At 63.9% G+C, this 19,737-nt stretch carries 22 protein-coding genes; 11 read left to right on the top strand and 11 right to left on the bottom strand.

Going from position 1 to position 19,737, the window contains the following annotated elements:
- Positions 1–106: 106 nt before the first annotated feature.
- On the top strand, positions 107–544 hold the full coding sequence (locus C163_RS10395; RefSeq protein ID WP_025338700.1) for a carboxymuconolactone decarboxylase family protein: 438 nt from the start codon (positions 107–109) through the stop codon (positions 542–544).
- A 380-nt stretch (positions 545–924) separates the two neighbouring features.
- Here the strand turns inward: C163_RS10395 and C163_RS10390 are convergent, their stop codons facing one another.
- Positions 925–1,935 carry an AraC family transcriptional regulator gene (locus C163_RS10390; protein ID WP_025338699.1) on the bottom strand — a complete coding sequence of 337 codons (1,011 nt, stop codon included), beginning with the start codon at positions 1,933–1,935 and terminating at the stop codon, positions 925–927.
- Positions 1,936–2,103: 168 nt separating this feature from the next.
- Here C163_RS10390 and C163_RS10385 point away from each other — a divergent pair, with 168 nt between their 5' ends.
- From C163_RS10385 to C163_RS10375, 3 genes are read left to right on the top strand one after another with little or no spacing between them, the layout of a single operon-like run.
- A complete protein-coding gene (locus C163_RS10385; protein WP_025338698.1) occupies positions 2,104–3,288 on the top strand; it encodes an acetyl-CoA C-acyltransferase family protein in 1,185 nt (394 codons plus the stop codon).
- 13 nt (positions 3,289–3,301) lie between these two features.
- Positions 3,302–4,150 (top strand): 3-hydroxybutyryl-CoA dehydrogenase, encoded by an 849-nt coding sequence (locus tag C163_RS10380; RefSeq protein ID WP_025338697.1) that lies wholly within the window; start codon positions 3,302–3,304, stop codon positions 4,148–4,150.
- Positions 4,151–4,162: 12 nt separating this feature from the next.
- Positions 4,163–4,744, top strand: a complete 582-nt coding sequence (locus C163_RS10375; RefSeq protein WP_025338696.1) for a TetR/AcrR family transcriptional regulator — start codon at positions 4,163–4,165, stop codon at positions 4,742–4,744.
- A 110-nt stretch (positions 4,745–4,854) separates the two neighbouring features.
- Here the strand turns inward: C163_RS10375 and C163_RS10370 are convergent, their stop codons facing one another.
- Genes C163_RS10370 through C163_RS10350 form a run of 5 tightly spaced genes read right to left on the bottom strand, consistent with a single transcriptional unit; the run spans position 4,855 to position 11,354 of the window.
- On the bottom strand, positions 4,855–5,232 hold the full coding sequence (locus tag C163_RS10370; protein WP_003256176.1) for a response regulator: 378 nt from the start codon (positions 5,230–5,232) through the stop codon (positions 4,855–4,857).
- Positions 5,233–5,276: 44 nt separating this feature from the next.
- Complete coding sequence (locus tag C163_RS10365; RefSeq protein WP_025338695.1) at positions 5,277–6,503, bottom strand: hybrid sensor histidine kinase/response regulator; 1,227 nt, start codon at positions 6,501–6,503, stop codon at positions 5,277–5,279.
- On the bottom strand, positions 6,497–7,072 hold the full coding sequence (locus C163_RS10360) for a chemotaxis protein CheB (protein ID WP_025338694.1): 576 nt from the start codon (positions 7,070–7,072) through the stop codon (positions 6,497–6,499). The genes C163_RS10365 and C163_RS10360 overlap by 7 nt, the downstream gene beginning before the upstream one ends.
- The gene (locus tag C163_RS10355; protein WP_003259474.1) at positions 7,069–7,890 is read right to left on the bottom strand and encodes a protein-glutamate O-methyltransferase CheR; all 822 of its coding nucleotides are present in this window, start codon (positions 7,888–7,890) and stop codon (positions 7,069–7,071) included. The genes C163_RS10360 and C163_RS10355 overlap by 4 nt, the downstream gene beginning before the upstream one ends.
- The gene (locus tag C163_RS10350; protein WP_025338693.1) at positions 7,887–11,354 is read right to left on the bottom strand and encodes a response regulator; all 3,468 of its coding nucleotides are present in this window, start codon (positions 11,352–11,354) and stop codon (positions 7,887–7,889) included. Before C163_RS10350 ends, C163_RS10355 begins: the two co-directional genes overlap by 4 nt.
- Before the next feature lie 249 nt (positions 11,355–11,603).
- On the opposite strand from C163_RS10350, the gene C163_RS10345 reads away from it, so the two are divergent.
- Positions 11,604–11,954: a response regulator gene (locus tag C163_RS10345; protein WP_025338692.1), complete on the top strand. Its 351-nt coding sequence runs from the start codon at positions 11,604–11,606 to the stop codon at positions 11,952–11,954.
- Positions 11,955–12,074: 120 nt separating this feature from the next.
- Here the strand turns inward: C163_RS10345 and cobF are convergent, their stop codons facing one another.
- Both cobF and C163_RS10335 read right to left on the bottom strand, forming a co-directional pair.
- On the bottom strand, positions 12,075–12,824 hold the full coding sequence (cobF, locus tag C163_RS10340; RefSeq protein WP_025338691.1) for a precorrin-6A synthase (deacetylating): 750 nt from the start codon (positions 12,822–12,824) through the stop codon (positions 12,075–12,077).
- A 67-nt stretch (positions 12,825–12,891) separates the two neighbouring features.
- A complete protein-coding gene (locus tag C163_RS10335) occupies positions 12,892–14,181 on the bottom strand; it encodes an OprD family porin (protein ID WP_025338690.1) in 1,290 nt (429 codons plus the stop codon).
- A gap of 361 nt (positions 14,182–14,542) precedes the next feature.
- Here C163_RS10335 and C163_RS10330 point away from each other — a divergent pair, with 361 nt between their 5' ends.
- The 3 genes from C163_RS10330 (at position 14,543) to C163_RS10320 (ending at position 15,995) form a co-directional block, all read left to right on the top strand.
- Positions 14,543–14,902, top strand: coding sequence for a histone-like nucleoid-structuring protein, MvaT/MvaU family (locus C163_RS10330; protein WP_015270810.1), 360 nt, complete (start codon positions 14,543–14,545; stop codon positions 14,900–14,902).
- 225 nt (positions 14,903–15,127) lie between these two features.
- Positions 15,128–15,655 (top strand): lactoylglutathione lyase, encoded by a 528-nt coding sequence (gene gloA, locus C163_RS10325; protein WP_025338689.1) that lies wholly within the window; start codon positions 15,128–15,130, stop codon positions 15,653–15,655.
- 97 nt (positions 15,656–15,752) lie between these two features.
- Positions 15,753–15,995 (top strand): hypothetical protein, encoded by a 243-nt coding sequence (locus tag C163_RS10320; protein ID WP_013973119.1) that lies wholly within the window; start codon positions 15,753–15,755, stop codon positions 15,993–15,995.
- A 127-nt stretch (positions 15,996–16,122) separates the two neighbouring features.
- On the opposite strand, the gene C163_RS10315 is transcribed toward C163_RS10320, so the two are convergent.
- The gene (locus C163_RS10315) at positions 16,123–16,944 is read right to left on the bottom strand and encodes a shikimate 5-dehydrogenase (RefSeq protein ID WP_025338688.1); all 822 of its coding nucleotides are present in this window, start codon (positions 16,942–16,944) and stop codon (positions 16,123–16,125) included.
- A gap of 162 nt (positions 16,945–17,106) precedes the next feature.
- Between C163_RS10315 and C163_RS10310 the strand changes: the two genes are divergently transcribed.
- Together C163_RS10310 and C163_RS10305 are read left to right on the top strand one after the other, a co-directional pair.
- The gene (locus C163_RS10310) at positions 17,107–17,451 is read left to right on the top strand and encodes a hypothetical protein (protein WP_025338687.1); all 345 of its coding nucleotides are present in this window, start codon (positions 17,107–17,109) and stop codon (positions 17,449–17,451) included.
- A 94-nt stretch (positions 17,452–17,545) separates the two neighbouring features.
- The gene (locus C163_RS10305) at positions 17,546–17,728 is read left to right on the top strand and encodes a hypothetical protein (RefSeq protein ID WP_025338686.1); all 183 of its coding nucleotides are present in this window, start codon (positions 17,546–17,548) and stop codon (positions 17,726–17,728) included.
- Positions 17,729–17,801: 73 nt separating this feature from the next.
- Here C163_RS10305 and C163_RS10300 read toward each other — a convergent pair whose 3' ends face one another.
- Positions 17,802–18,287: a glycoside hydrolase family protein gene (locus C163_RS10300; RefSeq protein WP_025338685.1), complete on the bottom strand. Its 486-nt coding sequence runs from the start codon at positions 18,285–18,287 to the stop codon at positions 17,802–17,804.
- Between the two features lie 65 nt (positions 18,288–18,352).
- Positions 18,353–18,718 (bottom strand): hypothetical protein, encoded by a 366-nt coding sequence (locus tag C163_RS10295; RefSeq protein ID WP_025338684.1) that lies wholly within the window; start codon positions 18,716–18,718, stop codon positions 18,353–18,355.
- A gap of 162 nt (positions 18,719–18,880) precedes the next feature.
- On the opposite strand from C163_RS10295, the gene C163_RS10290 reads away from it, so the two are divergent.
- Positions 18,881–19,705, top strand: coding sequence for a S24 family peptidase (locus C163_RS10290; protein WP_025338683.1), 825 nt, complete (start codon positions 18,881–18,883; stop codon positions 19,703–19,705).
- Positions 19,706–19,737 lie beyond the last annotated feature (32 nt).

The following is a 19,737-nucleotide window of genomic DNA, read 5'->3' as shown; positions in this document are numbered from 1 at the left end:
GAATGGCCGATTGGCCTCCCGCTGATGCGCGCGATTGGCTATCGGGGAGGCCAACGTGCGGCGCTACAGTAGCGCCATCCCCACCCCACACCCTTTGGAGACAACCATGCACAACCGTATCGAATGGGCCAAGCACGCCCCCGAGGCCTACAAAGCCATGGTCGGCCTGGAGCAGGCCCTGGCCAAGAGCGGCCTGGAGAATTCCCTGCTGGAACTGGTGCGCCTGCGGGCCTCGCAGATCAACGGCTGCGCCTACTGCGTCAACCTGCACGCCAACGATGCGCGCAAGGCCGGTGAGACCGAGGCACGCCTGCAGACCTTGTGCGTCTGGCAGGAAACCGCCTACTTCACCCCGCGCGAGCGTGCTGCGCTGGCCTGGGTGGAGAGCCTGACCCGGCTGCCCGAACACGGCGCGCCGCAGGGCGAATATGAAGCCTTGCAGGAACACTTCGAGCCGGCCGAGGTGGCCAACCTGACCCTGGCAATTGCCACCATCAATGCCTGGAACCGCTTCGGCGTCGGGTTTGCCATGGTGCCGGCCTGATCATTGATCGGTAGCCTGTACCGGCCTCTTCGCGGGCTTGCCCGCTCCCACAGGGATCGCACAGGGCCTGAAAGCTGTGCTGCACCTGTGGGAGCGGGCAGGCCCGCGAAAGGGCCGGTGCAGGTGAACGCTACCGCCCGGCCAACCGCGCCCGGTAGCTCCCGGGGCTCTCCCACAGGGATCGCACAGGGCCTGAAAGCTGTGCTGCACCTGTGGGAGCGGGCAAGCCCGCGAAAGGGCCGGTGCAGGTGAACGCTACCGCCCGGCCAACCGCGCCCGGTAGCTCCCGGGGCTCTCCCACAGGGATCGCACAGGGCCTGAAAGCTGTGCTGCACCTGTGGGAGCGGGCAAGCCCGCGAAAGGGCCGGTGCAGGTGAACGCTACCGCCCGGCCAACCGCGCCCGATAGCTGCCGGGGCTCTGCCCGGTCCATTTCTTGAACGCCCGGTGAAACGCACTGGGCTCCTGGAACCCGGTCTGCTCGGCAATCTCGGCAATGCTCAGTTCCCCTTCGCGCAACCGCTCGAAGGCCATTGCCCGGCGCACCTCATCCTTGATCTGCTGGTACGAACGCCCCTCCCGCTCCAGCTGCCGACGGAAAGTACTGGCACTGACCCCCTGCTGCTGCGCCAGCGCCGCCAGCGTCGGCCACTGCCCATAGCGCCGCGCCCGCAGGTGCCGGTACACCTCGGCCACCAGCCCGTTCTGGTTGCGAAAGCGAATCACCAGCCCCTGCGGCGCGCTGCGCAGGAAGGTTTTCAGGGCCGCCACGTCCTGCACCACCGGCAGGCGCAGGTAGGCGCTGTCGAACTCCACCTCGGTGCGCCCGCTGCCCAGGCGCAAGTCCGGCCCCCACAACAGCAGGTCGTCCTCCTGGGCCGGGCGCGATACCGCCAACTCGGTGCGGTCGATGGCGATCCGCCGCCCGGCCAGCCAGCACAGCATGCCGATCATCAGCACCAGGTAGGTTTCCTCGGCATACACCCGGGTCAGCGGGTCGGCGATGCTCGACTGCACGCTGATCAGCGCCCGCCCGCCACGCAGCGTCAGGCTGCCGCGCAAATCGCGCAGGAACAGGCCAAAACCGCCCATGCACTGGCGCAAGGCCTTTTCCAGGTTCGGCTCCAGGATCAGGCCCCGGCAGATCAGGGCGAAACTGCCCGGAGGCATGCCATGGCTGTCGAGGCGGAAGAACTCGTCGTCCAGGCGCTGGATCAGCGCCAACCACAACTGGGCGAAGGCCTTGGCCGGTACACGGGCCTGGGGCTGCTCGAGCAGTTGCGGGTCGATGCCCACCGCACGCAGCTGCGCATCGCGTTCGGCGGGGCAGTCGCGCAGGGCGTGGAGCATGGCATTGAGGAAGTACACGGCGACCGAATCGCTATCGCGCATGGCGGTTTTCGCTGTCTATGCTGAGTGGCAAAAAGTGCCAGGTTGTCTGAACAGTTCCGGCATAGGCTGCAACAGAGCCTTTGCCTAGACTCGGACCCACTCCGGGATCGCCGGCCATTCTCTCAGAGGCTGGCACGGTCCCGCCATGCCTTCGCAATCGGAGCCCCTATGAGCAGCGCAGAAATCTACGTCGTCAGTGCCGTCCGTTCAGCCATTGGTGGCTTTGGCGGTTCCCTCAAGGACCTGCCGCTGGCCGACCTGGCCAGCGCCATCACCCGCGCCGCCATCGAGCGCTCGGGCGTGGCCGCCGAGCAAGTCGGCCACCTGGTGATGGGCACGGTGATCCCCACCGAACCGCGTGACGCCTACCTGGCCCGCGTAGCGGCAATGAACGCCGGCATCCCCAAGGAAACCCCGGCATTCAACGTCAACCGCCTGTGCGGCTCGGGCCTGCAGGCCATCGTCTCGGCAGCCCAATGCCTGCTGCTCGGCGACACCGATGTGGCCGTGGCGGCCGGTGCCGAATCCATGAGCCGTGGCCCGTACCTGCTGCCGCAGGCACGCTGGGGCGCTCGCATGGGTGACCTGCAAGGCATCGACTACACCGTCGGCGTGCTGCAGGACCCGTTCGAACACTTCCATATGGGCATCACTGCCGAGAACGTTGCGGCCAAGCACGGCATTACCCGCGAAATGCAGGACGAACTGGCCCTGACCAGCCAGCGCCGCGCCGCCCGCGCCATTGCCGAAGGCCGCTTCGCCAGCCAGATCGTCCCGCTGGAACTGAAAACCCGCAAGGGCAGCGTGCAGTTCAGCACCGACGAGCATGTGCGTGGCGAGGTGACCGCCGAGCAACTGGCGGGGATGAAGACCGTGTTCAAGAAAGACGGCACCGTTACCGCCGGCAACGCCAGTGGCATCAACGACGGCGCTGGCGGCCTGGTGCTGGCCAGTGGTGATGCGGTGCGCCGCCTGGGCCTGAAGCCGCTGGCACGCCTGGTGGGCTACGCCCATGCTGGCGTCGAGCCTGAACTGATGGGCCTGGGCCCGATCCCGGCCACCCGCAAGGTGCTGGAAAAGACCGGCCTGAAGGTGCAGGACCTGGATGTGATCGAGTCCAACGAAGCCTTCGCCGCCCAGGCCTGCGCCGTGGCTCGCGAACTGGGCTTCGACCCGGAAAAGGTCAACCCCAACGGCTCGGGCATTTCCCTGGGCCACCCGGTGGGCGCCACCGGCGCGATCATCGCCACCAAGGCCATCCATGAGCTGCAGCGCATCCAGGGCCGCTACGCCCTGGCCACCATGTGCATCGGCGGTGGCCAAGGCATCGCCGTGGTCTTCGAGCGCGTCTGAGGGGGCCTGACACATGAGCATTGAACAGATTGCCGTGATCGGCGCCGGCACCATGGGCAACGGCATTGCCCAGGTGTGTGCCGTGGCCGGCTACCAGGTACTGCTGGTGGATGTTTCCGACGCTGCGCTGGAGCGCGGCGTGGCCACCTTGAGCAAGAACCTCGAGCGCCAGGTCGGCAAAGGCACCCTCGACGCCGACAAGGCGGCAGCCGCCCGCACGCGCATTCGCACCAGCACCGACTACACCCAGTTGAGCGGCGCGCAGCTGGTGATCGAGGCCGCCACCGAGAACCTGCAGCTCAAGCAGCGCATCCTGCAGCAGGTGGCGGCCAACGTCGCCGCCGACTGCCTGATCGCCACCAACACCTCGTCGCTGTCGGTCACCCAGCTGGCGGCCAGCATCGAGCACCCCGAGCGTTTCATTGGCGTGCACTTCTTCAACCCGGTGCCGATGATGGCGCTGGTCGAGATCATTCGCGGCCTGCAGACCAGCGACAGCACCTACGCCCAGGCGCTGGTGGTGACCGAAAAGGTCGGCAAGACCCCGATCACCGCCGGCAACCGCCCGGGCTTCGTGGTCAACCGCATCCTGGTGCCGATGATCAACGAAGCGATCTTCGTGCGCCAGGAAGGCCTGGCCAGTGCCGAGGACATCGACACCGGCATGCGCCTGGGCTGCAACCAGCCGATCGGCCCGCTGGCCCTGGCCGACCTGATCGGCCTGGACACCCTGCTGGCGATCATGGAGGCCTTCCATGAAGGCTTCAACGACAGCAAGTACCGCCCTGCCCCGTTGCTCAAGGAAATGGTCGCGGCCGGTTGGCTGGGGCGCAAGAGCGGCCGCGGTTTCTTCACCTACTGAGGAGCGAACGCCATGCCCCCGGTCAATGCCGCGATGCGCTGTGCCAACTTTGAAGAGCGACGTGATCGGGCCATGGCGCTGTTTGCCGAAAAGGGCTTCGGCCAGGTCAGCATGCGCGAGCTGGCGGCCCATGTGGGGCTTACCGCAGGCTCGCTGTACCACCACTTTCCCAGCAAGCAGGACTTGTTGTACGACCTGATCGAGGAGTTGTACGAAGAGTTGCAGGCAACCCTGGACCAGGGGCGCAGGGCCATGGCGCGCGGGGCGTCGGCGTTGAGCTGCCTGATTGCCGCGCACTGGCAGCTGCATGCCGAGCGGCCCATGCAGTTTCGCCTGGCAGAGCGCGACTTCTGTTGCCTGAACGAAGACCAACAGGCGCGCCTGGCCTTGCTGCGCAAGCGCTATGAGGCGGGGTTGCTGAGGTTGATCGCACCGCAGGCGAGGTTGCAGGGGCAGGCCCTGGTGGCCACGGCGCATGTGGTGGCGACGCTGCTGAACCAGTTGCCGGGGTTGTTGAAGGCCTTGCCCGAAGAACAGGGGCTGGGGTTGATGGAAAGCATGCTGGTGGGTGGGCTGGAGCGGACACTGCGCTAGCCTGTTCCGGCCCTTTCGCGGGTAAACCCGCTCCCACAGGAACTGTGCAAACCTTGAGACTTGCACAGCTCCTGTGGGAGCGGGTTTACCCGCGAAAGGGCCAGTGCAGGCTAGCGCAGGAGCGACTGAATCTGTTCGTGCAAGGTATCCAGGTCGAACGGCTTGGCCAGGATCGGTGCCTTGCGGGTGATCGGGCTGCCGGATTCGAGAATCTCTGCCGGGTAGCCGCTGATGAAGATCACCTTCAGGTCCGGCCGCAATTTCACCGCCGGCTCGGCAATGTCCACCCCGGAAATCCCGCCCGGCAAGCGGAAGTCCGTCACCATCAGGTCGAGGTGCGGCTTGCTCGCCAGGATCGCGAACGCCTGCTCGCCATCCTCGGCCACCAGCACGTGGTAGCCCTCACCTGCCAGGTAATCACGCAGGATCATGCGAATCGCCGGTTCGTCCTCGACCACCAGTACTACATCTTGTGCATCTTCACTCATGTCAACGCCTTGAAATACTTACAGCTGGCCATCAGACCCCAGGCTCAGGCAGAGGTTGCCCGTGCCTGGTCGTTTTGTTGTTCGTAAGTTGCCAGTGGCAACTGCAAGGTAAAGGTGGCGCCTTTGCCCTCTTCACTCTCCACCAGTATGCGCCCGCCGTGTGCCTGGACGATCTGCTCCGATATGTACAGCCCCAGGCCCAACCCACCACTGGCCTGCTGGGTGGCGACCCGCTCGAACTGCTGGAAGATGCGCTGCTGGTTGGCCACGCAGATGCCGATGCCATGGTCCTGCACCTGCACGCAGGCCAGGCCGTCCTGCTCGAACACCCGCACCTGCACCGGTTTGCGCTCACCATAACGCAAGGCATTGGACAACAGGTTGGCCAGCACCTGCTCGATGCGAAACTCGTCCCACTCGCCCCGCAGCGGCTCGCAGCGTTGCAACTCGAAATGGGTATCCAGTGCGCTGGCCTGGGCAGCAAAGTTCTCCACCAGGCCGCGCACCAGCTGGCCCAGGTCGAACGCCTTGGGCCGCAGCGACAGTTTGCCGGTGCGGATGCGCGATACATCGAGCATGTCTTCGACCAGGCGGATCAGGCTGTTGATCTGCCGCTCGTCGCGCTCGACCATGGCCTGCAGCTTGTCGCCGCTGAAGGCGGCAAGGTTGCCGCGTGCCAGGTGCAGCTTGCGCAGTTGGGTTTCCAGGATCAGGCCATTGAGCGGGGTGCGCACCTCGTGGGACACGATCGACATGAAGTCATCGCGCATGCGCACGGCATGCTCCAGTTCACCCCGCGCCGTTTGCAGCTGGGCCAGCAGCAGCTCCTGCTCCTGGCGGCTGCGTTCCAGGGCCTGCAACTGGCGGTCGAGCACCTTGCGCTGGCGGTACAGGTCGACGAAGACCGACACCTTGCTCTTCACCGCCAAGGTGTCGAGCGGCTTGTACAGAAAGTCCACCGCGCCGCTTTCATAACCCTTGAACGCGTAGTTCATCTCGCGCCCGGCGGCAGTGACGAACACGATGGGGATGTTGCGGGTCTTTTCCGTGCCGCGCATCAGCTCGGCCAGCTCGAAACCGTTCATGCCCGGCATCTGCACGTCGAGGATGGCCAGGGCGAACTCGTGCTCGAGCAACAGCGACAACGCTGCTTCGGCCGACTGGGCCTGGTGCACCTCGCGGTCTTGGCCCTGGATCAGGGCGTCGAGGGCCAGCAGGTTTTCTGGCAGGTCGTCGACGATCAGCAGTTTGGCGATGGTGTGGCTTAGCATGCGCTGGGTTCCAGGGCGGCGAGCAATCGCTCGATGCCACTCAGAGAAAGAATATGGTCGGGCTGGTGCAGGGCCAGTGCGGCCTCCGGCATCAGCGCCACCTGTGCGTCGCAAGGGTCCTGGACCACGGTCCGGCCCCCGTTGTGCTTGATATAGGCCAGGCCTTCGGCGCCATCTTCATTGGCCCCGGTGAGCAGCATGCCCAGCAGGCCGGCACCATAGGCATCGGCCGCCGACATGAACAGGTAGTCGATCGCCGGCCGGGAGAAATGCACCGGCGGCTCCTGGCTCAACGACAGGGTCAGGTCACGCTCCACCGACAGGTGGTAACCCGGCCCGGCCACGTAGATCTGCCCGGCGCGCAGCGGCTGCTTGTCGCGGGCCTCGCACACTGGCCGCCGCAGGCGGCGCTGCAGCACCTCGGCCAGCTGGCTGTGGCGGTCATCGGGCAGGTGCAGCACGCAAATTACCGGGATGGCGAAGCCGGCCGGCAACGCGCCCAGCACGCTGAACAGCGCCGTCACGCCGCCCGCCGAGGCGCCGACCACCATCGCGTGTACGCCTTTCATGACTTGCGGTAGATCCGTTCGGGCTTGACCAGCGGCTCGAAGCGCTCGCTGTAGGCGGAAAAATCCACCGATTCCTTGCTGCCCAGCACCAGGAAGCCGCGGTGGCACAAGGACTCATGGAACAGGCCCAGGGCGCGGTCCTGCAGTTCCTTGTTGAAGTAGATGAGCACGTTGCGGCACGACACCAGCTGGGTTTCGGAAAACACGCTGTCGGTGGCCAGGCTGTGGTCGGCGAAGGTCACGTTGTCACGCAGGGTGCTGTCCATGATGGCGTTGCCGTAGGCTGCCGTGTAGTACTCGGCAAAGTCCCGCCGGCCGCCGGCGATGCGATAGTTTTCGGCGTACTCGCGCATGCTCTGCATCGAGTAGATGCCCTGCTTGGCCTTGTCCAGCGAATGCGGGTTGATGTCGGTGGCGTAGATGATGGTGCGCTCCAGCAGGCCCTCCTCGCGTAGCAGAATGGCCATCGAATACACCTCCTCGCCCGTGCTGCAGCCGGCAATCCACACCTTGATCGACGGCCAGGTGCGCAGCAGCGGCACCACTTCGTTGCGCAGCGCCAGGTAGTGCCCCGGGTCGCGGAACATCTCGCTGACCGGGATCGTCAGGTACTGCAGCAACTGCATGAACATGCCAGGGTCGTGCAGCACGCGCTCCTGCAGCGCCGACACCGTGAGGCAGTCGAACTGGCGCAGCGCATGCAGGATCCGGCGCTTGATCGACGCGCCGGAATAGTTGCGGAAATCGTAGCTGTACTTGAGGTAGATGGCCTCGATCAGCAAGCGGATTTCGATATCGGTGTTACGTTCGCTAGTCAAATTCGCTCCAGTTGCGGCAGCCACACACGGATCAGCGAGAACAAGCGGTCCAGGTCGATCGGTTTGGCCAGGTAATCGTTGGCGCCGGCCTGCAGGCAACGCTGCTGGTCATCCTTCATCGCCTTGGCGGTCACGGCAATGATCGGCAGCTTGCGCCAGCGTGGTTGCTGGCGGATCAGCCGGGTAGCCTCGAAGCCGTCCATTTCCGGCATCATCACATCCATCAACACCAGGTCGATGTCGTCATGCTGCTCCAGGCGCTCGATGGCCTCGCGGCCGTTGCGGCCGATTTCGACGATCGCGCCCTTGTGTTCCAGCGCGCTGGTCAGGGCGAAGATGTTGCGCACGTCGTCGTCCACCAGCAGCACCTTGCGGCCTTCGAATACCTTGTCGCGGCTGCGCGCGGTCTTGAGCATGCGCTGGCGTTCGTTGGACAGCTGCGACTCGACCTTGTGCAGGAACAGCGTCACTTCGTCGAGCAGGCGCTCCGGCGAGCGGGCGCCCTTGATGATGATCGAGCGCGAATACTTGAGCAGGTCGGCTTCTTCTTCGCGGGTCAGGTTGCGCCCGGTATACACGATCACCGGCGGGAAGGCACGGATGTCTTCGGCGGTCATGCGCTTGAGCAACTCGTTGCCGAGCATGTCCGGCAGCTTGAGGTCGATGATCATGCAGTCGTAGATATTCTCGCGCAGCAACGCCAGGGCATCCTGGGCCATGGCCACGGCGGTGATCTCGACATCGTCGTCGCCGATCAGGCGGGCAATGCTCTCGCGCTGCAGGTCGTCGTCTTCCACCAGCAGGATGTGCTTGAGCTTCTGGGTCAGCTTGGCCTCCAAGCGGGCGAACACTTCCTTGAGTTGTTCGCGGCTGGTGGGCTTGACCGCGTAGCCGACGGCGCCCATGTGCATGGCAGCCTCGACGCGGTCCTCCACGGAAATGATATGCACCGGAATGTGCCGGGTGCTCGCCTGCTCCTTCAGGCGTTGCAGCACGGTCAGGCCGGAATGGTCGGGCAAACGCATGTCCAGCAGGATGGCATCGGGGATGTACTGGGCGGCCAGCTCGAAGCCCTCGTCGGCGCCCTGCGCCACCAGGCAGCTGTAACCCAGCTCGTGGGCCAGGTCGAAGAGGATGCGGGCGAAGTTCGGTTCGTCCTCGATCACCAGGATGCAGCGGTTGCCGAACGGCGCGCGCTCGCGGTCGTCGGCGAATGCCGGTGCCTGGCGTTTCGGCGCCGCCACCGCCGGTGCCTGCGGCGCGGGTGGCAGGCTGTCGACCGCCGGGCGCAGGCTGAGCGGCTCGATATCCTGCGCCACGCGCTCATAGCGCTCCGGCAGGATCAGGCTGAACACGCTGCCCTGGCCGGGGCTGCTGTCGACACTGATCTGCCCACCCAGCAGGTGCGCCAGGTCGCGGGAAATGGACAGGCCCAGGCCGGTGCCGCCATAACGGCGGTTGCTGGTGCCATCGACCTGGTGGAAGGCGCCGAAGATCGCCTGCTGCTGGTCGGCGGCGATGCCGATGCCGGTATCGCGCACGGCAAAGACGATGCCGGTGCCAGGCTGGTAACCGATGTTCAGGCTGACCTGGCCGCGCTCGGTGAACTTGATGGCGTTGGACAGCAGGTTCTTGAGGATCTGCTCCAGGCGTTGGCGGTCGGTGAACAGCGTGGCCGGCACCTGCGCCTCGGCGGTAACCTCGAAGGCCAGGCCCTTGTGACCGGCCAACGGCTCGAACATGCCACGCAGGCCTTCGACCAGGCGCTCCACCTGGGTGCTTTCGGGGCGCACTTCGAGCTTGCCGGCTTCCACCTTGGCGATGTCGAGAATGTCGTTGATCAGGTTGAGCAGGTCGTTGCCGGCCGAATAGATGGATTCGGCGAACTTGACCTGCTCGTCGCTGAGGTTGCCCTCGCCGTTCTCCGCCAGCAGCTTGGCCAGGATCAGCGAACTGTTCAGCGGCGTGCGCAGCTCGTGGGACATGTTGGCGAGGAACTCGGACTTGTACTTGCTCGAACGCTGCAGCTCCTCGGCGCGCGCCTGCAGCTCATCCTGGGCCTGGAGCAGTTCGTCGTTCTTGCGGTCCAGGGCCTCGGTGCGCTCGGACAATTGCTCGTTGGTCTGCTCCAGTTCCGCCTGCTGGGTTTCCAGGTGGGCCTGGGACTCCTTGAGCACGCGGGACTGCTCTTCGAGCTCTTCGTTGGCGGTTTTCAGCTCTTCCTGCTGCACTTGCAGCTCTTCGTTCAGTTGCTGGGTCTCGGCCAGCACTTCCTGCAGGCGCTGCCGGTAGCGGGCGCTTTCGATGGAGATACCGAGGTTGCCACGGACCCGCTGCAGCATCTCTTCGTCACGCTCCTGCAGTGGCCGCAGGAAGCCCAGCTCCAGCACACCGTTGATCTGCCCGTCATCACTGCAGGGCATCAGCATGGCACTGCGCGGCAGGCCCCGGCCCAGGCCGGAACTGAGGTGGAAATAGTCGTCGGGCAAGTCGTCCAGGCGCAGCAGCCGCGCTTCGCGCACGGCCTGGGCCAGCAGGCCTTCGTGATCGCCTAGCACCTGCTCGCGGGCCTGCTCCTCGGCATCCAGGCCATAGCTGGCCACACGCACCAGGCGGCCATGCTCGTCACGCACGTACAGCGCGCCGACCACGCTGCCCAGGTAGCTGGCGAAGAAACGCAGGATGTTGTCACCGAGCATGGGCAGGGTCAGCTGGCCGAGCACCTGTTCGGCCAGTTGCGTCTGCCCGTTGCGCAGCCAGGCCTGGTGTTCCAGGCGCTCGGCCGCGCGCTGCTGGGCCTTGAAGTTTTCGTCATAGGTACCCGACAGCGCCAATAGGTCGCGCCGCCCGAGGTAGGCCAGCAAGGCACTGAGGCCGACGATGAACAGCACGAAGGACGACATGACCGTGACGGTCACACTGTTGACCCGCTCGTTGCGCGCCATGCGCAACTGTTGTTCGCTGGCGATCAGGTTGTCGAACTCCTTGCGGATCTCGTCGGTCAGGCGCTTGCCGCGGCCGTTGCCGATCAAGGCGCGGTAATCACCCTGGCTGCGGCGCAAGTTGATCATCTCGCTGCCGAAGGTGTTCCACGCCTGCTGCAGGGCGATCAGCCGGTCGATGCGTTCGACCTGTTGCGGGTTGTCCTCGACCATGCCGCGCAGGCTCTGCAGGCTACCGAAGATGCGCGGCTTGGCCACCTCGTAGGGGTCGAGGAAACGCTCGTCGCCGGTGATCAGGAAGCCACGCATGCCGGTTTCCATGTCGATCGACAGTTTGACCGTTTCGTTGGCATTGCCGATCACCCGGTCGGTGTGCTCGACCCACTGCAAGGCCGAAAGCAGGTAGTTGATCACCGCGACGAAGGCAACGGCCCCCAGCAGGCCAACCCCCAGGGGTAGGCCGACGTTGCGGCTCAACAGCTTGCGGAAGCTCCGCTGGTCCATCGAGGCTGCTTGAATCATGTGAAAACGCCCGAGCAAGTAAAGTCCATTGAAAGTGTGGCAAATCGATCGTTGTAGTTGTCTGCCACTGCTCTGTCCCGTAAAGCGAGTCTAACCAGCTTTGGCGGGTCTGGCAGGGCATTTAGCCAGTATTTGAAGGTGATGTGCGCCAATCGTTCCATCTGATTGCACGGACCGGTATCCTCGGGGAACTTCTGCTGCCATCCGGAGCACAGATTAAAGACATTCATTCTGCACAGGATCGCAACCATGCACCTTCTGGTAGTCGAAGACGACGACATCGTACGCATGCTGATGGTCGAAGTGCTCGACGAGTTGGGCTACACCGTCATCGAAGCGGAGCATGCCAACGCGGCGCTGCGCATTCTCGAGGACCAGAATCAGGCACTGGCGCTGATGATGACCGATGTGGGGCTGCCGGACATGCGTGGCGAAGAGTTGGCGGTCAAGGCGCGCGAACTGCGCCCGCTGTTGCCGGTGCTGTTCGCCAGTGGCTATGCCGAAAGCGTCGATGTACCGGAGGGCATGCACCTCATCGGCAAGCCGTTCAGCATCGACCAGTTGCGGGAGAAGGTGCAGGCCATTCTGGGTACACCGTGAGCAAGGTGTCGCCTGCTTCGCGGGTGAACCCGCTCCCACAGGGAACGCGCGGCCCCCAAGCTGGCGCTGTACCTGTGGGAGCGGGTTCACCCGCGAAGGGGCCGGAACAGGCAGTACACCTCACAGCTCCCTGCGCAACAGGTAGCTATCCATGATCCACCCCTTGCGCGCCCGCTCCCGCTCACGCACTTCCATTATCTGCGCCTTCACCGCCTGCAACGGCCCGGCAATCAGCACCTCATCCGCGGTCCCCAGGTACGCGCCCCAGTAGATCATCAGCGCCGGGTCATCGAGCCGGGCAAACGCGCACTGCCCGTCGAGCATCACCAGCACATTGTCGATCTGCCCCTGCCCGGCCAGGCGCCGCCCCGGCAATACGGTCAATGGCTCACCGATGCGGTTGAGCGGCACCTGATGGCGCGCTGCCAACGCCTGCACGCTGCTGATGCCCGGAATGACCTGCAGGCGCAGCGCCACACCACGCTCGCGGACCATGCCAAGGATGCGCAGGGTGCTGTCGTACAGCGTCGGCTCGCCCCACAGCAGAAAGGCGCCGGTTTCGCCAATGCCTATCTCCTGTTCGATCAGTTGGGCATACAGCGCCGCACGCTGCCGGTGCCAGTCCTGCACCGCGCCCAGGTAGTCATCGGCCTGGCCATCGCGTGCAGGGTCGGCCACCTGCACCAGGCGGTAGCCGCCCTCGGGCCGGTAGCGTTGCACGATGGCCTTGCGCAGGCGCACCAGTTCGTCCTTGTCGCCGCCCTTGTCGAGCACGAAGAACACGCTGGCCTGGCGCAGCGCATCGACCGCCTCGTAGGTGACCTGGCGCGGGTCGCCCGGGCCGATGCCGATCAACAACAGGTCTTTCATTGCCCTGCCCTTTGCGGGAACCAGCAGCCATTGTCAGGTGGCTGCCGATATTTGGCAAAGCGCCCCGTCAGAAGATGGAGAAGTTGTAGCTGACAATGACCCGTGTCTCGTCCATGTCACGCGCCCACTTTTCATAGTTGCTGCGGTAAGTGGAATTACGCAGGCGCACACTGACATCCTTGAACGTGCCACTTTGCACCTGGTACTTGAACTCGGTGTCGCGTTCCCACTCTTTGCCTTCGGCCGTGCTGCCCGGCACCTTGATATTGTCACCGTTGATGTAACGGGTGAAGAAGGTCAGGCCGGGCACGCCCAGGGCCTTGAAGTCATAGTCATAACGCACCTGCCAGGAACGTTCCTGGGCGGCGGCGAAGTCGTTGACCTGGGCATAGTTGACCAGGTACGGGTTGGTGCCATCCAGGTATGGCATGGCACTGTCGCCATACATGCGTTGCCAGCCGGCACTGAGCTTGTGGCCACCCAGGCTGTAGCCGAGCATGCCGCTGAACGCGCGATGGTCGATTTCGCCGGCGCGGGCATTGCCGATGTCGTCACTCTTGATCAAGCGCAGGTCTGCCGACAGGCTGCCCACCGCCAATGGCTGGCTGGCCACCAGGCCGAGGAAGTGCTGGCGGTAGATGTTCTCCAGCTTGGCCACCTGGTACTGGGCGCTGAAGCGCTCGTTGAAACGGTAATCGACACCGGCCAGGTCAAAGTGGTCAGCCTCGATATCGCAGGCATAGCGCTTGTTCTTGCAATGCACGCGAATGTCCTGGCGGTCGGTGGAATCCCGTGCGGTGTACTTGTCCAGGCGGGCCAGGGTGAACTTCAGGTCGCGCACTTCTTCAGAGGTGAGCATGGCGCCATGGAACATGGTCGGCAGCAGGCGGCCATCGTTGTACTTGAGCAGCGGCACATCCGGCATCATCGAACCGTACTTGAGCACGGTATTGGAAACCTTGACCTTGGCCGCCAGGCCCATCTTCGCGTACTGGTCCGCCGAGTGCCGTGGGTCATGGCCGGAAGACGGCAACAGGCCGCTGTTGCTGTCTGCCGGGCTGGAGTCAAGTTTGAAGCCGAACATGCCCAGCGCATCCACGCCAAAACCTACCGGCCCCTGCGTGTAACCCGACTGCACATTGAGGATGAAACCTTGTGCCCATTCTTCGCGTTTGGACGCACCCTGGCTGGAACTGCTGTGGCCGTCACGGAAATCCCGGTTGAAATAGACATTGCGTGCTTCGACCTTAGCACTGCTGTCTTCAAGAAAACCGGCGGCCTGGGCATTGACGCCGGCACACAACAGGAACAAGCCGGCAACACGACGCCCGGGGGCGAGGGGGAAAGGGGCAAACATGGGAGAAAACATCCAGAATCAAGGCGAGTAAACAACCTGTGGCACGTGCTGGCCACGGTACTGCGAGGGGGCCGAACAATAGCCGGCCATCATCTGAAATTATCGCGCGAAGGCTCTGGCACGGGCCATTGGACCATGGTCTAAGCGCACCGCAAGGCAACCGCGAAAAAACCTGACAATACCGCGCGCAAAACTAGGAAAGTTCCCGGCTTACTTACAAAAAGTTTGCAGTTTACCCAGTACCCATGAATGACTACACTCGATATCAGCGAACAGCGGAACCCACCCGCGTGGCCGGCGTTTTTATTCTTCTTCAATGTTCGTCACGCCCTGCCACGACCGACGTACAGGAGTGATTACAGTGTCCAGACTTGCAGAGTTTCGTGCTGCCGAAAAAGCGCTCCAGGAACAGATGGCGCAACTGGAAGCGTTGAAAAAGGATGCCGGCCTCAAACGCGAAATCGAATTCGAGCAGAAACTAGTCGGCCTGATGAAAAGCTACGACAAGAGCCTGCGCGATATCATCGCCATCCTCGACCCGAAGGCAGTGGCCCGGGTTTCCAGTGCAGCACCCAAGCAACAGCGCCGCGCGCGCGTGGTGAAGGTTTACACCAACCCGCACACCGGCGAGCGGATCGAGACCAAAGGCGGCAACCACCGTGGGCTCAAGGCCTGGAAAGAACAATACGGAGCCGCCACGGTAGAAAGCTGGGTACGCTGATGAAACGTCCACACGTGCTTCACACTTTTTTCACAAGGGCTGGCTCAGTATCGAGACAGCTAAAGGACTAGCGACCCCATCACGCGCCCGCACATGCGGGCCTCTAATTCCAGCGCCCTGCCTCGTGCAGGGCGCTTTCATTTGCGCAATCGGCACACTGCCGTATCATGGCCGGCCTGTCTGTTTTGCCGGCGCCCTGCGCCCGGCCCCGTCTCAGGAGTTCCCATGAGCCTGCATGATCTGCAAACCCTGCCTGGCGTCACCGCCCAACCGGACGCCGCCACCGCCCAGTTCGTCTTCAACCACACCATGCTGCGGGTCAAGGACATCGAGAAGTCCCTGGACTTCTACACCCGCGTGCTGGGCTTCCGCCTGGTGGACAAGCGCGACTTCCCCGAAGCCGCCTTCAGCCTGTACTTCCTGGCCCTGGTAGACCCGGCACAGATCCCGGCCGATGACAGCGAACGCCACCAGTGGATGAAGTCGATCCCGGGCGTGCTGGAGCTGACCCACAACCACGGCACCGAAAACGATGCCGAGTTTGCCTACCACAACGGCAACACCGACCCACGCGGCTTTGGCCACATCTGCATCTCGGTACCGGACGTACGCGCCGCCTGCGCACGCTTCGAGGCACTGGACGTACCGTTCCAGAAGCGCCTGCAGGACGGGCGCATGAACCACCTGGCCTTCGTCAAGGACCCGGATGGTTACTGGGTCGAAGTCATCCAGCCGACCGAACTCAAAGGCTGAGCGTTCATCGCGGCTCGCTCGTCGGGCCGGGAACTCCCGGCCCCTTGCTGTGGTATATGAAGGTAACTGCTTCACATGCCACAGCGAGGTAAGGACGATGCAATCTCTTCACTGTGAATATCGCAAGCACACCATCACCGCCAGCGTGATGCCCCACCCCGATTCCCCCCTGCCCTATGCCGCCGGGTGCCTGATCACCGACCCCGACGGACACACCAGCAGGCGCATGTCGATGCCGATGAAGTTCTTCTCCGACCTCGAGAACGCACAGCATGTGTCGCTGGCCCATGGCCGGGCGCTGGTCGACCAGCAGCTGGATGAAGGGCACAAGGTGTTCTGACCTTGTCGATGCCAGTGCCGGCCTCTTCGCGGGTAAACCCGCTCCCACAGGGGTAGCGCAGCTGCTACATGCGTGCGCTATCCCTGTGGGAGCGGGTTTACCCGCGAAAGGGCCGGCACAGGAATAATCAGATATCCCGGGCGTACGCCACCGCCGCCTCCACCTGCGCCAAGGTGGGTCGCACCCCGGTGTAAAGCACGAACTGCTCCAGCGCCTGCAGCGCAATCACCTCCAGCCCGGTGATCACCGGCTTGCCCAACGCCCGCGCCCGTCGGATCAACGGTGTGCTCTCCGGCATCGCCACCACGTCGAACACCCGCGCCGCCGCGGCGATGGCGTTCTCGGAAAACGCCAGCTGCTCGGCCTCGGGCCCGCCCGCCATGCCGATCGGCGTCACGTTCACCAGCATGGGTGGGCACAGGTCGCCCAGCTCCGCCACCCAGCGATAACCGCACACATCTGCCAGCTGCCGCCCGGCCTGCTCGTTGCGCGCAACGATGATGCCTTCGGCGAACCCGGCATCGCGCAAGGCACTGGCTACCGCCTTGGCCATGCCGCCACTGCCGCGCAGGGCAAACGCCGTGGTCGGGTCGACCTGGTGTTGCTCCAGCAACTGGCGCACGGCCAGGTAATCGGTGTTGTAGGCCTTCAGGTGACCATTGCTATTGACCAGGGTATTGACCGACTCGATGGCCGCCGCCGATGGGTCGATCTCGTCGACCAGGGCCATGCAGGCCTCCTTGTACGGCATCGAGACCCCGCAACCGCGGATACCTAAAGCACGGATGCCCGCCACCGCCGCCGGCAGGTCATCGGTGCGCATGGCCTTGTAGTAGAAGTCCAGGCCCAGCTGCTGGTACAGGTGGTTGTGGAACCGTACCCCGAAGGTGCCGGGGCGGCCCGCCAGGGAGATGCACAGCACGGTGTCTCTGCTGGGAGTTGTCGACATAACCTGCTCCTTTGTCATAACTGAAACGTTTGTTCAGCGTAACAGAGGTAACCGCTGGTCGTCCCTTACACAACCTTTACCGTTCCCCCGTGCTCAGCTGACGAAGAGTGGAGTCATAGTAATAGGACCCCACACCTGGGGTGTCCTTGCGAGGGTTTCTTCATGAACCGTCACATTCCCGGAATCGCCCTGCTGGTCGGTGCCCTGGCCATCAGCGCGCCCGCTGTCGCCCATGGCGGCCATGGCCATGGCGGTTGGTATGGCCCCGGCCCGCTGCTGGGTGCGGCCGTGGTTGGCGCCGTGGTCGGGGCGACGGTTTATGGCGGGCGTGACCGTACCGTGTACGTCGAGCGCCAACCGGTCTACTACGGGCCGCCACCGGTGTACGTGCAACCACCGCCACCGCCGGTGTACTACCAGCCGTACTACGTGCCAGCACCACCGCCCCCGGGCTACCGCACCTACTACGGCCCGCCACCGGTGTATTACGGCCCGCCGCGGTGGTAAATGTTGATAGAACCAATGACCACTATCGAGGAAGTTAATTTCAAACCGCCCCGGCTGCTGCGTAAGGTAGGGCCATGTTTTACAGGAGGTCCACATGGCCACTATCCAGATCATGTCCGTCGTCGGCAGTGCCGTCCCCGCTTCGCTGCGTCAGCAGGGCCTGCTGGCATGCTGGTACCTGGTGCGCAACGGCGAAGCCGTAAGCGGCCCGATGCCGACCCTCGCCTCGGCCCAGGCCCTGGTCGAACAGTTGCAACCAGGCACCCTGGTCGCCTGACCCGTATTTGTTGTGCGTTGCTCCCTACGCCCTTCTGGCCCGCCTACCTGGCGGGTCTTTTTTTGCCTGGGCGTTACGCCTGAACCTCCCCGCTGCAGGCTATGAACATTGCCAACAACGCGGCCAACTGGTGCTCGCGCTGACCGTAGCCCGCGCCAGGCAGGCTGGCCCAGATCGGCGCGGCCTTGGCGATCGCCTGGGCAATGCGGCCGGCCTTGATCAGTGCCAGTGCGCCGCACTCGCTCAGCAACTTGATGGCCGCCAGGTCCTGGGCCTCAGGGGTAAAGCGGCCATTGAAGCCATAAGTGCTCACGATGGCATCCCAAGTACCGGCCAGAATCTGGTACCGCCCTGCCGCGGAGCTGTGGATGCCGTAGCTGGGCAACCACACCTTCTGCCTCGGGTGCCCGCGGTAGTCATTGAACAGTTGGCCGCCGACCAGGACGTTGTAGCCATCGTCACTGGCGGCGATGGTCGAGGTACCCTCGGACCAGGCCAGCATGTCCAGGAATGCGAGCACGTTCGCGCCGCCGGCAGCGGCAGAATCCAATCGAGCCATGTTGTCTCCATACAGAAAAGGGCCCATACGCATGGGCATGAACAGAATTTGTCTTGCGGGCCGCCTCACTCACCCCGCTTCCCGCGCAGGCGGGCGATCCCCTCGCCCTGGACGGTGACCTGCCGGGGAGGATGGCCGCCCCGACTGGTCAGCGCTTCGATCTTGCCTTCCAGGCGCCCTACAGTGATCACCAGTTCATTGCGTTCCTTTGCAAACTGATCGGCCCTGGCCTGCGCTTCTCTTCGGGCATCACGCTCGATATCGAGCAGCTCGTTCAGGCGCCGGACCACGCCAATATCAGCGTTGTCCATGGCACGGTCAGCCGCATCCCTGGACAGCCACTTGCGCAGCCAGAGGAATGCACCCAGCAACACGGTGCCTGTTCCGCCCAGCCAGGTGATGGTGCCTGGGCCGAGGTCAGTCGGGTCCATGAAAACCTCATAACGGATGGTGATGTCGTAAGCCTGGAGAACAGCTTCTCGGTGGCTTTCCTTGCTTGCACATTTAATTTAGCCTACAGCTAATATCATGACAAGAGAAATTTAGCCTTGAGCATATTTAGCAGCAAGCTAAACACTGGCATGCTTCGCCCCATGGACATCTACGAAATTCGCAAGCACAACCTGGTCAAGCTGATCGGCAACCAGAGGAAGGGATCCTGCGCAGAGCGCTGGGGGATGGCGCCTGCGCACCTGAGCCAGATCCTCTCGGACAAGACAGCGAAGAACCTGGGCGATGACGTGGCCCGCAGGATCGAGGGCATCGAAGGCTTGCCGCGGGGGTGGTTCGACGCGATGGCAGCGGGCGACCAGGCGCAGTCGCCGGTCGAGGCTGGCGACAGCAAGCTTTCCGCGGCCGATCTGGTCAAGCAGATGCTTGCCAGAAGCGGCAGAGGCATCCCCGAAGAAACCCGGCAAAGGCTGCTGGCCGCCGCCGAGGAGCCGGCAGACTCGACGCTGGTGGCGGCTGAACTTGTTCGGCCAGGCCTGGTGGGCGACGAAGTGTGGATTGCCCACTACGACGTCCGTGCGGCCATGGGCGGCGGGCAGATCCCCCACGACTACCCCGAGATGTTCAAGGATGTTCGCGTCAGCCCAAGCCACCTGCGCGAGCTGGGCGTAGAGTTCAGCGAGCACCACCACCTGAAGATGGTGACCGGCTGGGGCCAGTCGATGGAACCGACCATCAAGCACCGCGACCCGCTGATCGTGGACGTCAGCATTCGCGAGTTCGTCGGCGATGGAATCTACTTCTTCTCCTGGGGCGACCACATCTACATCAAACGGCTGCAGATTGCCGACGAAGACCATTTCGAGATGATTTCCGACAACTCGCGGCACAAGGACCGCATGATTCGCCGGGAAGAGACCTACATCCAGGCCAGGGTGCTGCTGGTGTGGAATGCGCACCTTGTGTAAGCGTCATTGACCTAGCAGGGCACTGTAGGAGC

This window comes from Pseudomonas sp. FGI182 (genome assembly GCF_000511325.1).
GTDB lineage: Bacteria > Pseudomonadota > Gammaproteobacteria > Pseudomonadales > Pseudomonadaceae > Aquipseudomonas > Aquipseudomonas putida_Z.
This window is presented reverse-complemented; position numbering and strand designations above follow the sequence as displayed.